Origin of the sequence: Streptomyces sp. NPDC005808 (assembly GCF_042871385.1) — a bacterium.
In the GTDB taxonomy this organism is placed as follows: domain Bacteria; phylum Actinomycetota; class Actinomycetes; order Streptomycetales; family Streptomycetaceae; genus Streptomyces.
The window spans coordinates 84,225-98,737 of the sequence record NZ_JBIAIK010000021.1; the positions used below are offsets into that span (position 1 = coordinate 84,225).

10 protein-coding genes are annotated in these 14,513 nt (G+C 71.2%); 8 read left to right on the top strand and 2 right to left on the bottom strand.

What is annotated here, in order from left to right:
• The first annotated feature begins 134 nt into the window (after positions 1-134).
• On the top strand, positions 135-1,139 hold the full coding sequence (locus ACFYPC_RS33470) for an MHYT domain-containing protein (protein WP_391890593.1): 1,005 nt from the start codon (positions 135-137) through the stop codon (positions 1,137-1,139).
• Between the two features lie 36 nt (positions 1,140-1,175).
• Here ACFYPC_RS33470 and ACFYPC_RS33475 read toward each other — a convergent pair whose 3' ends face one another.
• Positions 1,176-2,249: a YbhN family protein gene (locus ACFYPC_RS33475; RefSeq protein WP_391890716.1), complete on the bottom strand. Its 1,074-nt coding sequence runs from the start codon at positions 2,247-2,249 to the stop codon at positions 1,176-1,178.
• A gap of 574 nt (positions 2,250-2,823) precedes the next feature.
• Between ACFYPC_RS33475 and ACFYPC_RS33480 the strand changes: the two genes are divergently transcribed.
• Positions 2,824-3,837 (top strand): alpha/beta hydrolase, encoded by a 1,014-nt coding sequence (locus tag ACFYPC_RS33480; RefSeq protein WP_391890596.1) that lies wholly within the window; start codon positions 2,824-2,826, stop codon positions 3,835-3,837.
• Between the two features lie 184 nt (positions 3,838-4,021).
• Entirely contained in the window at positions 4,022-5,497 is a 1,476-nt protein-coding gene (locus ACFYPC_RS33485) for a helix-turn-helix domain-containing protein (protein WP_391890599.1), read from the top strand.
• On the opposite strand, the gene ACFYPC_RS33490 is transcribed toward ACFYPC_RS33485, so the two are convergent.
• The gene (locus tag ACFYPC_RS33490) at positions 5,475-6,407 is read right to left on the bottom strand and encodes a lytic polysaccharide monooxygenase (RefSeq protein ID WP_391890602.1); all 933 of its coding nucleotides are present in this window, start codon (positions 6,405-6,407) and stop codon (positions 5,475-5,477) included. The two genes, ACFYPC_RS33485 and ACFYPC_RS33490, sit on opposite strands and share 23 nt — an antisense overlap.
• 502 nt (positions 6,408-6,909) lie before the next feature.
• Between ACFYPC_RS33490 and ACFYPC_RS33495 the strand changes: the two genes are divergently transcribed.
• The 5 genes from ACFYPC_RS33495 (at position 6,910) to ACFYPC_RS33515 (ending at position 14,370) form a co-directional block, all read left to right on the top strand.
• On the top strand, positions 6,910-8,724 hold the full coding sequence (locus ACFYPC_RS33495) for a S8 family serine peptidase (protein WP_391890605.1): 1,815 nt from the start codon (positions 6,910-6,912) through the stop codon (positions 8,722-8,724).
• A 170-nt stretch (positions 8,725-8,894) separates the two neighbouring features.
• The gene (locus ACFYPC_RS33500) at positions 8,895-10,106 is read left to right on the top strand and encodes a damage-control phosphatase ARMT1 family protein (protein WP_391890608.1); all 1,212 of its coding nucleotides are present in this window, start codon (positions 8,895-8,897) and stop codon (positions 10,104-10,106) included.
• Positions 10,107-10,222: 116 nt separating this feature from the next.
• Positions 10,223-11,086: a TIGR03619 family F420-dependent LLM class oxidoreductase gene (locus ACFYPC_RS33505; RefSeq protein ID WP_391890611.1), complete on the top strand. Its 864-nt coding sequence runs from the start codon at positions 10,223-10,225 to the stop codon at positions 11,084-11,086.
• 282 nt (positions 11,087-11,368) lie between these two features.
• Positions 11,369-13,552, top strand: coding sequence for a germacradienol/geosmin synthase Cyc2 (gene cyc2, locus ACFYPC_RS33510; protein WP_391890614.1), 2,184 nt, complete (start codon positions 11,369-11,371; stop codon positions 13,550-13,552).
• Between the two features lie 194 nt (positions 13,553-13,746).
• Complete coding sequence (locus tag ACFYPC_RS33515; RefSeq protein ID WP_391890617.1) at positions 13,747-14,370, top strand: PDZ domain-containing protein; 624 nt, start codon at positions 13,747-13,749, stop codon at positions 14,368-14,370.
• The last annotated feature ends 143 nt before the right edge of the window (positions 14,371-14,513 follow it).

Here is a 14,513-nt window from a genome sequence, read left to right on the forward strand (position 1 = left end):
CCAGGGCCGAAGCCCCAGGACCGGTGCTGAGGGCTGAAGTTGATGGCGAATAAGCTGAAACTGCTTGCTTCCCAGTAGCCATGCCAAGTACACAGGTCCCCCACAGCGGCCATATTCCGGGGGGATGTTGGCGTATGCAGGGGACAGTCGACGGCTTCAGTTACGGGCTGGTCACACCCGTGACCGCCTATGTGATGGCATGTCTGGGAGCGGCGCTGGGGCTGCGCTGCATCACGAGATCACTGCGCAACTCGGGCTCCTGGAAGCCCGGTTGGCTCGCGCTCGGCGCCACATCGATCGGGTGCGGCATCTGGACGATGCACTTCATCGCCATGATCGGCTTCCAGGTCGAGGAATCGAGCATCCGCTACGACGTCGGTCTGACGATTCTCAGTCTCGCGGTGGCGATTCTCGTGGTCGGCCTCGGCGTCTTCGCGGTCGGCCACTACGGGGGGAGTGCGCCGGCCCTCGTCATCGCGGGTACGTTCACCGGTCTCGGCGTCGCGGTCATGCACTACGTGGGCATGGCGGCCATCCAGCTGAACGGCACTCTGCGCTACGAAGTGGTCACCGTCGCGCTGTCGGTGGCGATCGCCATCGGTGCCGCGACCGCCGCGCTCTGGGCAGCGGTCACGATCCGCGGCTTCATGGCGAGTCTGGGAGCCAGCCTCGTCATGGGTGTCGCCGTCTCCGGGATGCACTACACGGGCATGGCGGCTGTCAGTGTGCACCTTCACAACGCGTCCGGCACGTCGTGGGCCGGCGGTTCCGCCTACTCGCTGCTGCTCCCCATGCTCATCGGACCGGCCACTTTCCTGCTGCTGGCGGGTGTGGTGGTGATGTTCGACCCGCTGTTGGTACTGGGCGACGGGGACTGGACCCGTACCGCCCCCGGCGAAGACGCCGTCACCGGGCCGGGTCGACGTGCAGCCACTGGCCCTGGGCGACGTGCAGCCACCGGCCCGGGTCGACGTGCGGCCGCCGGCCCAGGGCGACGTGCTGCCGCCGCATCAGGCGGACGTGCTGCCACCTCCCCGGTCAACCCGCCGCCAGGGCAGCCGGGTTCCCGCGCCCAAGAACCGGACGACAACGGTCGGCCTGCGTACGGCCGGGGTCCGTCGTCGCCGTACCGGTGGTGAGCGGTCGGGTTCCGGTCGTGACCGCTGCCCTGTCCCTCACAGCACCTTTCGCCGTACCAGCGCCGAGAGTACGAACGCACCCGGGAGCAGCGGCAGCCAGACGGTCAGGACGCGGTAGCCGATGACGCTCGCGGTGGCGAGTGCCATCGGCGCGCCGAACACGACAAGCGCGATCACCAGCGCCGCGTCCACCGGTCCTATGCCGCCCGGGGCGGGTACGGCCCCGGCCACCGCGCTCGCCGCGAGGTACGCGAAGACCACGTGCGGCCAGGGCAGGGGCAGGCCGAGCGAGGCACCGACCGAGGCGAGCACGCCCGCCTGGAACAGGGGGAAGACGGTCGCCCCGCCCCACAGAGCGAGGATCCGGCTGGGCCGCGTGTGCAGGATCCGTGCGTCGGTGAGAGCGGTGCGGACGAACTCCAACAGTGGGCGACGCAACCGGCGTACGACCGACAGAACCACAGCCGTCGCGGCGAGGCCGGCGAGGATGCCCGCGGCGGCCAGCAGCAACGTCTTTTGGTCCGGGACGAGTTGACCGATACGCAGGGTGCCGGGGAAGGCGACGAGGAACGCGAGGATCAGCGCCATCTTCGCGATCGGTTTGACCAGCGAGTACAGGGCGAGCGAGGCGGTGGCCCGCGCGAGGGATATGCCGCGGCCCTGGAGGAAGCGCAGGGTGACGGCGTGAGCGCCGATCCCGGCCGGCAGTACGTGGTTGGCGGCGCCGGCGGCGAACTGCGAGGCGAGCAGCTGCCCCGGTGGAAGCCGCTCCGGTATGGCTCCCTGCCGGGTCACGGAGGCGCCCACCCAGCACAGGCAGGTGAACACCATCCCGGCCAGTAGCCACCAGGGGTTGGCGGAGGCCAGCCGGGCGGTGCCGTCGTGCACCGCACGCCAGTCGACCGCGGCCCACCCGCCGATCAGCAGCAGCGGGACCAGGCTGAGTGCCACACGGAGATGGCGGGTGGGGGAGGCGAGGGAGGAGGGGGAGGAGGGGGAGGAGGGGGAGGAGGGCGAGGAGGGGGCCAAGGGGGAGCGGGGAGGGAGGTCAACGCAGGGGGCAGGGGAGGCAAGGGAGAGGTCAGGGCAGGGGGAGGGGGGAGGTGTCAGGGTGAGCGGCCCTGACAACTCGTCGATCCGGATCTGGGACACGGCGCACGTCGTCCTTCCGCGTCGCGCCCCGCGCGGTCGCGGGCCGGACGGATACAAGGCGAGGCAAGAGGGGACGCGGGGAGCGTTCCCCTTCCGCGTGACCGCAGGGTGTCCGGGAGTCGAAGCGACGTCGGAGGATGGGCGACGCGGCCACCCCGACCTGTTGGCCGGGCCATTCCGGTTACGGCGTGGACGGTTGGTATGTGGCTGTTCAGTCGCAGAACGGCCGTTTTATCCGCTGGGCTGCGGCCTCCTTCGTCGTGCGGCTGAGTCTGTCTGCTGTGCGGTCGCTTTCTTCGTCGTGCGGCCGGGTCTCTCCGCTGTGCGGTCACCTCCTTCGTCGGGCGGCCGCCGCAGCCCGCCTGAAGCCGCGGTGGGTGGTTGCTTCGGCTTGCGGGCGGGGGAAACCACGGGATCGCGCCCCGCCGTTCGGCGGGGGATTCCAGCCGAACGGCGCGTACATGGGTGTGGGTCCGCGGGGCACCATGAACGCACTGGTCACGCCGAGGTGGCCAGAACGCGAGGAGCCGCCATGACTGTCGAGCCGACGCCCGCCGTGCCACCGGCACCCACCGGTCCTGTCCCTCCGGCGCCGCCCTTCGACCCGGAGCTGGCCGCTGCCCTGGAACTGGTCGCGGAGCTGTTGCCGACTGCCTACACTCTGGACCTGATTCCTCAGCTGCGGGAGGGCGTCGGCCACATGCGGGCCTCGGACGAGGTCCTGCGGCGCGGCGGCGCTTTCCAGATCGAGGAGCGGTTGGTGCCGGGGCCCGAGGGAGCGCCGGACGTCTCGCTGCTCATCTGCCGGCCGGACGGGGTGAGCGCACCGTTGCCTGCCGTGTACTACATGCACGGCGGCGGCATGGTCGTCGGCGACAACCGGATGGGCGTGCCCGACGCGCTCGAGTGGGCCGAGGAGCTGGGACTCGTGGTGGTGTCGGTGGAGTACCGGCTCGCGCCCGAGCACCCGCACCCGGCCCCGGTAGAGGACTGCTACGCGGGGCTGGTGTGGACGGCCAAGAACGCCGACCAGCTGGGGATCGACCCCGAGCGCATCGTCGTCGCCGGAGCCAGCGCGGGTGGCGGACTCACCGCGGCCCTCGCTCTGCTGGCCCGGGACCGTGGCGGGCCGGAGCTGATCGGTCAGCTGCTGATGTGCCCGATGCTGGACGACCGCAACGACTCGGTGTCCGCCCACCAGATGACAGGCCTCGGCCTCTGGGATCGTTCGGCCAATGCGATGGGCTGGAGCGCGCTGCTGGGAGAGGCGAGCGGCGGGCCCGACGTCTCGCCTTACGCGGCCCCGGCCCGGGCCACCGACCTGTCCGGGCTGCCCCCGGCCTACATCGACGTGGGCTCGGCGGAGACCTTCCGCGACGAGGACGTCGCGTACGCCGCACGCCTGTGGCAGGCGGGCGGTCGCGCCGAGCTCCATGTGTGGCCGGGCGGTTTCCACGGCTTCGACGAGTTTGCCCCGCAGGCTCAGCTGTCCCAGGACAGCCGGGCGGCCAGGGTGCGCTGGCTGCGTCGGCTTCTCGGCGCCTGAGCGTCAGGCCCGAGGTCCGAGGGCGGAGGCCTGAGACCTGAGGCCCGAGGCCCGAGGTCCGCGCACCGAGGCCAGAGTGCGGAGGCCTGAGACCTGAGGCCCGAGGCCCGCACCGAGGCCCGAGACCCGAGGTCCGCGCACCGAGCGCTTGGCAGCGCGGGCCCACGGTCGCAGGATGGTGTCCGTGAGAGAGCTGGCAGGACGGCTTGCGGAACTCGACCCGGACGCGGGTGCCGCGCTACAGGCCATCGCGTACTTCGACCGTCTGATGGAGGGCCGGGTCGGCCTGGAGGCGCTGGTACGGGGTGCCGCCGTACTCTCCGGCCACCCCGCCCGGCTGGTCGACGAGCGGCGCGGCGTCCGGATTCGGGTCGAACCGGACGGACGGCGCGAGGATGCGGGAGGGCCGGTGGATCCGGCGTGGCCCTGGGCGCCGCTCGATGCCTCCGAGGTCGGCCGGCCGTGGGCTGCGCCCGTCACACCCGGCGTCGCCCAAGAGCGCGTGCCGCCGGCCGCGCGCGACGCGCCCCATGCCGCCCCGCCCCGGGTGCCGCTCGGCTCCTCCGGCGTGAGCCGCCCGCGGGGGCGAAAAGGCGCCCCGGAGACGGCCCCGGCATCGGCGCTTGAGGGGACTCGCGCTGCCCCGGCCTCGGTGGCGGTCGACGCGACCCATGCTGCCTCGCCCCCGGTGTCGCCAGCCACGTCTGCTGAGACCGGGCCGCGGGGACAGGCGGGTACTCCCGAGGCCGCTCCGGCGTCGCTCGCCTCCTCCTCCTCCCCTCCGCCCCCGGTGCCCCTCGGCACCTCCGGTGCCACCCAGCCGTCGGCCACCGTGGGCTCCCCCACGGCGGTCACACATGCAGATGTGGGGGTTCCGGAAATCGGCGCCGCCCTCTGGCTGGAGCTGCCCGGCCCGCCCGACGGCGTGCGGGCCATGATCCTTGAGCGGGCCGCGGGTGCCGTACGGGCGGTCCTGGAGCGGACGCGAGGGTGGGCGCCCCCGGCCGCACCCGCCCCCGACCCCGCGCTGGTCGAGGTGGTCCTCGACGCTTCCGCACCGGATGCCACGCGTACCAGTGCCGCAGCGCAACTGGGCCTGAAACGGGGCCAGTCGGTGCGCGCGGTGGCCCTGCAAGGGGGCGGCGCGGAGATCGTGCCCGCCGGGCGGCCCGAGACCGAGGCACGGCGGGCCGGTGTCGGGCCCGCCGTGGAACCGGCCGAGCTGCCGCGGTCGTGGGCCGCCGCGCGGACCGCACTCCGACTCACCGCCGAGGGCACGGCGCACGATCCCGGGCCCCGCACGGTGTACGCCGACGAACTCGGCGGTCTGGCGCTGCTCGCCGAGGCGGTGGGCCCGGACACCCCGCCGATCCCCGACGAACACGCCCTGGAACGCGCCCTCGCGGAGGCGTCCTGGGCGGCCGCGACACTTCACGCGGTGGCCTCCGCGCCCAGCCTGCGCGCGGCCGCCGCCGAACTGACGGTGCATCACTCGACGCTCCAGGAACGCCTGGTACAGGCCGAGCACATCCTCGGCTGGGACGTGCACTCCCCGCAGGGCCGCCTGCGGCTGCAACTTGTCCTTGCCGTACGGAAGTTGCGCCGCTCGGGTGCGGCTGGTCAGTCAACCGGCGGATTCAGCGGCGGCGCCAGGCAGTGAGAGCGACGCCCGCCGCGAGGAGGAACGCCGCCGCTCCGCCCGCGACCAGAGGGAGCCCGGTGTTGCCACCGGAGTTGCTGTCGGCGACCGGGGCGAGGTCGTCGGGGCCGGTCTCCTTGGCCGGCGAAGGTGCCGTCCGCGTCGGTGTGGGCGTCTGCTCGGCCGGAGAAGCCGACTTCTCCGGTTCCGACGTCTTCGGACCGGCCGGCGACGGTGTCCGCTGGGCGGGAGAAGACGCCGTCGGCGTCGCCGCCTCGCCTGCTGCCGCGCTCTTCGCCGGGAAGACCACGTCCGAGCACGAGTAATAGGTGTCGGAGGTGCTGGAGTTCTGCCAGATCGTGTAGAGCATCTGGCGGCCGGTCCGGTCGGAAGGCAGCGTGGCCTTGATGCGGTAGGCGCCGTTGACGAGAGCCGGGTCGGTGGCGGTGGCGAACGGCTGCGTGGGCAGGTCGGACCACTTCAGGGGAGACCTCGGGTCGTAACCCGCTTTCGTCAGGTACAGCTTGAAGGTACCGGTGTGCGGGATCGTCGAGCTGTACGTGAGGGTGAAGGACGCGCCAGGGGTCAGGGTTGTCGCGGGCCAGTCGGCGCGAGCGAGATCGAGACCCTGGTATTCGGGGAGGCCACCGCTGCAGAGCTGCCCGTCGGGGATCACCTCGCGGTCGCGGCCGTTGACACCGGCGACCCGGAGGTTGTCCCAGGCCGTGAAGGGCGCGCCGTTCGCGGCGATCGCCGCGGCGCAGGCCGGGGTGCGTGTGTTGCCCCCGCCGATGGGCGAGCACGCCGCCACCCTGCTGACCGGATCCGTCGGCGCGCCGTGTGCGTGGGCGGGTCCCGCGACCAGGGCGCTGAGCATCAGGGGCAGCCCCACGGCGATGGCGGCCGCGGTGGCGGTGCGGTGTGCGGTCATCGGGTGGGTCTCCTCGGCGGGTCGGCAAGGCGGGTGGGGCGGTGGCGCGGGGCCGGCGGGCCCAGAGGGGTCACCGGGCCAAGAGGGTAAGCGGGTCAAGAGGGGTAAGCGGATGAACCGGGTGATGCGGGACAGCGGGGGAAAGCCGGTGCGGCCGCACCGCATCACCTGAGCGGCCGCACCGCACGGTGAAGTACGGGAACCAGGCGGGCCGCGTTCAGATGCCCAACTCGGGCGAACAAGGGCGTTCCCGTCCAACTGCCCGAACCCGAGGGTTGGTTACCGGCCAGATCGAGGGTTTCCCCTGTATCCCCCTCACCTGCGGTTTGCCTATCGTTCGACCACAGCCACCCCATAGGAAACCCCTGACCGGGTCGCTTGCGCATGGCCGGCCACCGCGCCGCTTTCTGGTTTCGACCCCCCGCCGCTTCGACGACGAAGCGAATCGACCGCTGCTCCGCCTCGCATCGCCCGCCCGGAGCCGGCCCCGAAAGGCAAGCCCTTGCGTTCCTCGTCCTCGACCTCCCCCTCCCGCGGCGCCAGACGGAAGCTGATATCCGTCGCCGCGATATCCGCCGCGCTGCTGGCCGGTACGACGACCTCGGTCGCCGTCGCTCAGACCCCCGCGGCCACCCCCGGGGTAACCCCCGCCGCGCAGGCCGTCGCCGCCCCGGCCGAGCGCCTGATCGTCGGCTACAAGTCCGGCGCCGCCGAGGCCAAGTCCAACACGGCCGCCGATGCCGACGCCCGGGCCAAGGGCGAGCAGGCGGGCGAGGACCTCGACTTCCAGCGTCGCCTCGGCACCGGCGCGGCCCTGGTCGACCTGGGCGCCGAGCTCAAGAAGGCGGACGTCGCCGACGTCATCGCGCGGTACCAGGCGGACCCGCAGGTCGCGTACGTCGTACCGGACCGCCTCAACAAGCCGCAGGCGGACCCGAACGACACCGAGTACACCAAGCAGTGGGATCTGTTCGAGTCCACGGCGGGCATGAACGTCCCGGGCGCCTGGGCCACCTCCACCGGCAGCGGTGTGACGGTCGCCGTGATCGACACCGGTTACGTCACGCACTCCGACGTCGCCGGGAACATCGTCGCCGGATACGACTTCATCTCCGACACCGCAGTGTCGGTGGACGGCGACGGCCGTGACAGCAACCCCGCCGACCCGGGCGACTGGTACGCGACCGATGAGTGCGGTACCGGCACCGGTTCGAGCAACTCGTCCTGGCACGGCACGCACGTCGCGGGCACCATCGCGGCCGTCACCAACAACGGCAAGGGCGTCGCGGGCATCGCGTACAACGCGAAGATCTCCCCGTTGCGCGTGCTCGGCAAGTGCGGTGGCTACGACTCCGACATCATCGACGCGATCACCTGGGCGTCGGGCGGCACGGTTTCCGGCGTTCCCGCCAACGCCAACGTCGCCAAGGTCATCAACATGAGCCTCGGCGGCTCCGGTGCCTGCACCACCGCCACGCAGACCGCCATCACCGCCGCCGTGAACCGCGGGACGACAGTCGTGGTGGCCGCCGGCAACGAGAACTCCAACACCTCGGGCTACTCCCCGTCGAGCTGCAGCAACGTCATCAACGTCGCCGCGACGAACCGCACCGGCGCCCGCGCCTCGTACTCCAACTACGGCACTCTCGTCGACATCGCGGCCCCCGGCGGCCAGACCAGCACCGGTACCGCCAACGGCATCCTGTCCACGCTGAACTCCGGTACGAAGACCGCGTCCACGGAGTCGTACGCGTACTACCAGGGCACCAGCATGGCCACCCCGCACATCGCGGGCCTGGTCGCGCTGATGAAGTCGGCGAACTCCTCGCTCACCCCGGCGCAGATCGAGTCGGCCATCAAGACCAACGCCCGTGCCCTGCCCGGCACCTGCACCGGTGGCTGCGGCGCCGGTCTGGCGGACGCGGCCAAGACGGTGCAGGCGGTGAGCGGGTCCGGCGGCTCCACGGGGGGCACCACCTTCACCAGCACCTCGGCCGTCGCCATCCCCGACGCCGGTTCCGCCGTCGAGTCGCCGATCACCGTCAGCGGCCGCACCGGCAACGCGCCCGCCGCCCTCCAGGTCGGCGTCGACATCACCCACACCTACCGCGGTGACCTGGTGATCGACCTGATTGCCCCGGACGGTTCGGCCTACCGCCTCAAGGCCTCGAGCTCCTCGGACTCCGCGGACAACGTCAGCACCACCTACACGGTCGACGCCTCCACCGAGACCGCGAACGGCACCTGGAAGCTCCGCGTCCAGGACACGGCGGCGCAGGACACGGGCACGGTCAACAGCTGGAAGCTGACCTTCTGACGGTCCCCCGGTCTCATGTCGTACGGTGCCTCGCGGTGCCCCGGATTCCGGGGCACCGCGAGGCCTTTGTGCACCAAGGACGGCCAGGCGGACCGCCGTGCGCGTGAAGAGGGTCCAGGAAGCTACTGTGCCTGCCGAGGCCCCGCCCAGCCCCGGAGGAACGCACCGCCATGTCTGAAGCCGAGTCCGAGTCCGCAGCCGAGTCGGCAGCCGGCCGCGATGCCGCGGTCGAAGTCGCACCCGTGATCCTCAGTAACACCCCCGGCTCGTTCCCCTGGAGTGTGCTGGCCGAGCGGCATCCGGCGCTCGTCCGGAAGGTGCGGGATGCCTTCCCGTACGGGCCCGAGCAGCATCGCGCGCTCGACGCGCTGCTGAAGAACTGCACCGAGGGCGTCATCGAGCCGCTCGGTGCCGGCGCGGTGGGCCGGGAGCAGTGGGGGGTGTGGGGGCGGGAGTACTTCGGACGCTCCTGGTTCGATGTGCCCTTCCTGTGGTCCGAGAGCTACTTCTACCGCCAACTCCTTGAAGCGGTGGGGTACTTCGGCACCGAGACCTGGCAAGGTATCGACCCCTTCAGGCCCTTCAAGCTCGCCGAGCTCGACACCCCGGAGGCGGACGAGGAGCTCGCCGCGCTCGACGAACTCGCGCACCAGCCGGTCGAGGACCAGGAGTTGGCGCTGCTGCACGGATCGCTGTGGGGCAACCGCGCGGACCTCGGCTTCCGCCTGGCCGCCGCCGACGGTGGAACGGCCGTCGACTCACAACTCGTAGCGGATGACAGCGGGTTGCTGCGGTCTCTGTTCGCCGGAGGCACCCTCTGCGTGGTCGCGGACAATGCGGGCCGCGAACTCATCCCGGACCTGCTCCTCATCGACCACCTCCTCCTTCACCGCCGCGCCGGGCGGGCCGTCCTGCACGTGAAGCCGTCCCCGTACTACGTCTCCGACGCCACGACCGCGGACGTGGTCGACGCCCTGCGCCGTCTCACCGCCGCGAAGGGCGCCGCCGGTGAGTCCGGTCACCGCCTGTGGTCGGCCATGGCCGACGGCCGCCTCACGGTCCGTGCCCATCCCTTCTCCTGCGCACCCCTGCCGTACGCCGACATGCCGGACGACCTGCGTGAGGAGTTCGCCGCGGCAGACGTGACGATCATGAAGGGCGACCTGAACTACCGCCGTCTCATCGGCGACAGGCGTTGGCCTGCCACCACACCTTTCGCGACCCCCACCGCATACTTCCCCGGCCCGGTCGCCGCCCTGCGCACCCTCAAGTCCGACGTGACCGTCGGCCTCGACGCCCACACCGAGGCCGCACTCGACGCCGCCGAGGAACAGCGCTGGCGCACGAGCGGCACGCATGCGCTGATCCAAGCCAGGGGATGACCCGACAAACCGCTGTCGTGGCGTTGGTCCCGGCCCTAGTGTCGGGGGCCTGACGTCTCGGCGGTGTCAGGAGCGTGACGTCTCGGCGTGCGACGGGAATCCAGAGGAGCTGAGGGATGCGGATCGGAGTGGGCGCGCACCGGCTGTGGCCGGGTCGGGAGAGTGAGCTCGACGGGGTCCTGGAAACCGCTCGCACGGCTGAGCGGCTGGGCTTCGACCACCTCATCGCCGGGAGCCATCTGCTCGCCGGCGAGCAGGGGGTGAACGCGGATCCACTGGTGCTGCTGTCGGCGATCGCGGGCGCGACCGACCGGATCCGGGTGGTGACCAGCGTCCTGATCCTGCCGCTCCACAACCCGGTCGTCCTCGCCCACCAGGCAGCCACCCTCGACCGTGTCTCCCGCGGCCGTTTCACGCTCGGCGCCGGTACCGGCTGGGACGGGAAGGAGTTCGCCGCGGCGGGGGCCACCCTTGCCGGACGCGGCAAGCGGATGGACGAACAGCTCGCTGTCATGCGGGAGTTGTGGGAGGACCGGGCCGAGGGGATGCGGCTCGGAGTACGGCCGCGCACCCCCGGCGGCCCCGACGTGTGGATCGGCGGAGACAGTGACGCGGCCCTGCGCAGGGCGCTGCGCCACGGCGACGGGTGGCACGGTTCGGGAGTCGACGCGGCCGCCCTGACCGTCGTACGGGAACGGCTTGCGACGCTCGGCAAGGAGGCGGGGCGCGATCCCGGCACCCTCGCGCTGACGTCGGGCGCCTTCCTGGTGCCGCCGGGCTTCTCACCGGCGGTGGACATGCCGTGGCGGCCACTCGGCGGGAAGGCGGCCACCGCCGACAGTGTGAACGACGAGCTTCGCCAGCTCGCGGAGGCCGGTCTCGCCGTCTGTTCGCTATGGCTTCCGGTGACGACGCAGGCGCTGCCGGACGCGCTCGCGTGGGTGGCGGAGGAAGTGCTGCCGGTGGTTTCCGGCAGCTGAGGCCCGGGGCCGAAGGGGGGGCGGGGCCCAGAAAGGCCCGCCCCCGTCCAGGTCAGTCGACGCGCACGTCCTGCCACCCGAGCCGGTGGTCGGACGTCGGCACGGTGGTGCCGTTCCCGACGAGCCGGTGCACGGGGCTGTCCGACGTGGGCCAGAAGATCCCGTTGGACAAGGGAGTCGGCGTTTGCCGGTATGGCGTACATTCACCCGCTGGTTCACGCGATGGTGTGATCATGTCCCGGCCCGTGGATGCCCCCGGAGGGCCCTGGGTAGGGCCGGGCCATGACGCAGCCGTTCCAACTCCCGCACTTCTACATGCCGTATCCCGCACGGCTGAATTCCCATCTCGACGAGGCGCGGGCACACTCGGTCGAGTGGGCCCGCACAATGGGCATGCTGGAGGGTTCCGGCATCTGGGAACAGTCCGACCTCGACGCGCACGACTACGGGCTGCTGTGCGCGTACACGCACCCCGACTGCGACGGCCCGGCACTCTCGCTGATCACCGACTGGTACGTGTGGGTGTTCTTCTTCGACGACCACTTCCTGGAGACCTTCAAACGCAGCCAGGACCGCGACGGCGGCAAGGCCTACCTCGACCGGTTGCCGCTCTTCATGCCGCTCGACCTGTCAACTCCCGTACCGGAGCCGGAGAACCCCGTCGAGGCGGGGCTCGCCGACCTGTGGGCGCGCACGGTGCCCTCGATGTCCGTCGAGTGGCGCAGGCGGTTCGCGGTCTCCACCGAGCACCTGCTGAACGAGTCGCTGTGGGAGCTCTCCAACATCAACGAAGGGCGGATCTCCAACCCCGTCGAGTACATCGAGATGCGCCGGAAGGTGGGCGGCGCCCCCTGGTCGGCGGGGCTCGTCGAGTACGCGACCCGTGAAGTGCCCGCCGCCGTAGCCGAGTCGAGGCCGCTGCGGGTTCTGATGGAGACGTTCTCCGACGGGGTGCATCTGCGCAACGACCTCTTCTCGTACCAGCGGGAGGTCGAGGACGAGGGCGAGCTCAGCAACGGAGTTCTCGTCCTGGAGACCTTCTTCGGCTGCACGACCCAGGAGGCTGCCGAGACCGTCAACGACGTGCTCACCTCCCGGCTCCACCAGTTCGAGCACACGGCGTTCACCGAAGTGCCCGCGCTGGCCCTGGAGAAGGGACTCACTCCGGATGAGGTCGCGGCGGTCGCCGCGTACACACAGGGGCTCCAGGACTGGCAGTCCGGCGGCCATGAATGGCACCTGCGGTCCAGCCGCTACATGAACGAAGGGGCCCTGTCGGCGGGAGAGCCCTTCGGCGCCGCCGGGCTCGGGACCTCCGCCGTCGACATCGGCGCGCTGCTCTCCGCTGCCGGTGCGGAGCGGCTGCGCTCGTACACCCATGTCCCTTTCCAGAAGGTCGGACCCTCGCAACTCCCGGAATTCTTCATGCCGTTCGAGGTGACCCTCAGCCCGCATCTGGCGGGCGCCCGGGACCGGCTCACCGGCTGGACGCACGACATGGGCATGCTCCAGGAGGGTGTCTGGGACGAGGACAAACTCCTCGCCTACGACCTGCCGTTGTGCGCGGCGGGCATCCACCCGGACGCGACGCCGGAGGCTCTCGACGTCAGCTCCCAGTGGCTGGCCTGGGGCACCTACGGCGACGACTACTACCCGCTCGTCTTCGGCAACCGCCGCGACCTGGCCACCGCCAAGCTGGTCACCGCGCGGCTGTCGGCCTGCATGCCCATCGACGGCGAGGAGGTCCCCGTCCCTCTCAACGGTATGGAGCGCGGCCTCATCGATCTCTGGCGGCGCACCGCCGCGGAGATGACCCCCGAGGAGCGGCGCCAGTTCCGGGCCGCGGTCGACGTGATGACGGAGAGCTGGCTGTGGGAGCTGTCCAACCAGATCCAGCACCGCATCCCCGACCCGGTCGACTACCTGGAGATGCGCCGCGCCACCTTCGGCTCCGAACTCACCATGAGCCTGTGCCGCATCGGCCACGGCAGGAAGGTACCGCCGGAGGTCTACCGCAGCGGCCCCGTCCGGTCGCTGGAGAACGCGGCCATGGACTACGCGATGCTCCTGAACGACGTCTTCTCCTACCAGAAGGAGATCGAGTACGAGGGTGAGGTGCACAACGGAATCCTCGTCGTGCAGAACTTCTTCGGCTGCGACTACCCGACCGCGCTCACCGTCATCCACGACCTGATGACCCAGCGCATGCAGCAGTTCCAGCACGTCGCCACCCACGAACTGCCCATCCTCTACGAGGACTTCAAGCTCTCGGAGGAGGTGCGCCAGATCATGCAGGGCTATGTGACGGAGCTGCAGAACTGGATGGCCGGCATCCTGAAATGGCACCAGGACTGCCACCGCTACGGCGACGCGGACCTGGCCCGCCGCGCCCACGGCTTCGTGCCTGACCAGGTACCCGCGCCCCCGGTCAACTGGTCGGGGACCGCGCTTTCCGCATCGGTCTGACGCCTCAGCCGTGCCGCCTCGGAGAGCTCCAGGAGCATCTCCGGGGCGGTCTGAGTCGCGGCCGGCTCCGCTGGGGCGGCCCCCTCTCTCGAACGTCCTTGGCAGTCTCACTCGTTCGTGGATCGTCGCGTGCCCGGACGCCGGGTAGAGCAACAGCCGGGGGCGATCCACAGAGCAGCTGCCGGAGGCGATCCATGGAACAGACCGCGTTGCGTCCCAAGCCGATGCCCGGTCAGGAGCGGGGCGGTGGCCGTCCGGCCGGCGCCAACCGGCGTCCGCACGCCGCGCGGCGACGCGGCAAACGACTGGTGACTCTCCTCTTCGGCCTCTTCGTGGGGATCGTCCTGGTGCTGTCGGGCGTCGGACTCGGCACCGTGGGCGCCACCGTGATCGGGATGAGCAAGCTGGCGGATCTGCAGAAGCAGGCGGCCGCGGCCCCGCCTCCGACCGGGTCAAAGTCGGCGCCGGGCGGCGGGAGCTCGACCCCGGCGAAGGAGCCGCCGGAGCAACCGGAGAAGCCGGACGAACAACCGGAGAACAAGGAGTCCGTGCGGGCAACGCTCGGCGTCGAGGCCGTCGACGTCCCCGAGGGTACGGGCGCACTCGTCGTCGGCGTCCATGTCCCCGGGCCGGGTTACACGGCCGGCCTGGTCTGCGGCGACGTCCTGCTCGCCTTCGGCGAGACCCGTATCGACGCGGCTGCCGACCTGGCACGGGCGGTCGCCGCCGCGAAGCCCGGAACCGCCGTCACCCTCCAGGTGCGGCACGCGAACGGCAACCAGCAGCAGCTGTCCACGACCCCTGGGGTCGTGACCTGAGCGGCCCACCTGGCTACCGGCCACCGCCGTAACGAATTGCTGGGATCCACCCCATTGGAACCCGTTGGAAACCATTGGATCTCATGGAAAGGTGGAGGCTGACCATTGGTTTCGGGTTTCTGGGAGTGGGCCGGGTGACGTGA

Bases quoted from the DNA above. Each gene is read 5' to 3' on its own strand.
- ACFYPC_RS33470 (WP_391890593.1), top strand. From the start codon at position 135: ATGCAGGGGACAGTCGACGGCTTCAGTTACGGGCTGGTCACACCCGTG.
- ACFYPC_RS33480 (WP_391890596.1), top strand. From the start codon at position 2,824: ATGACTGTCGAGCCGACGCCCGCCGTGCCACCGGCACCCACCGGTCCT.
- ACFYPC_RS33490 (WP_391890602.1), bottom strand. From the start codon at position 6,407: ATGACCGCACACCGCACCGCCACCGCGGCCGCCATCGCCGTGGGGCTG.
- ACFYPC_RS33500 (WP_391890608.1), top strand. From the start codon at position 8,895: ATGTCTGAAGCCGAGTCCGAGTCCGCAGCCGAGTCGGCAGCCGGCCGC.
- ACFYPC_RS33505 (WP_391890611.1), top strand. From the start codon at position 10,223: ATGCGGATCGGAGTGGGCGCGCACCGGCTGTGGCCGGGTCGGGAGAGT.
- cyc2 (WP_391890614.1), top strand. From the start codon at position 11,369: ATGACGCAGCCGTTCCAACTCCCGCACTTCTACATGCCGTATCCCGCA.
- ACFYPC_RS33515 (WP_391890617.1), top strand. From the start codon at position 13,747: ATGGAACAGACCGCGTTGCGTCCCAAGCCGATGCCCGGTCAGGAGCGG.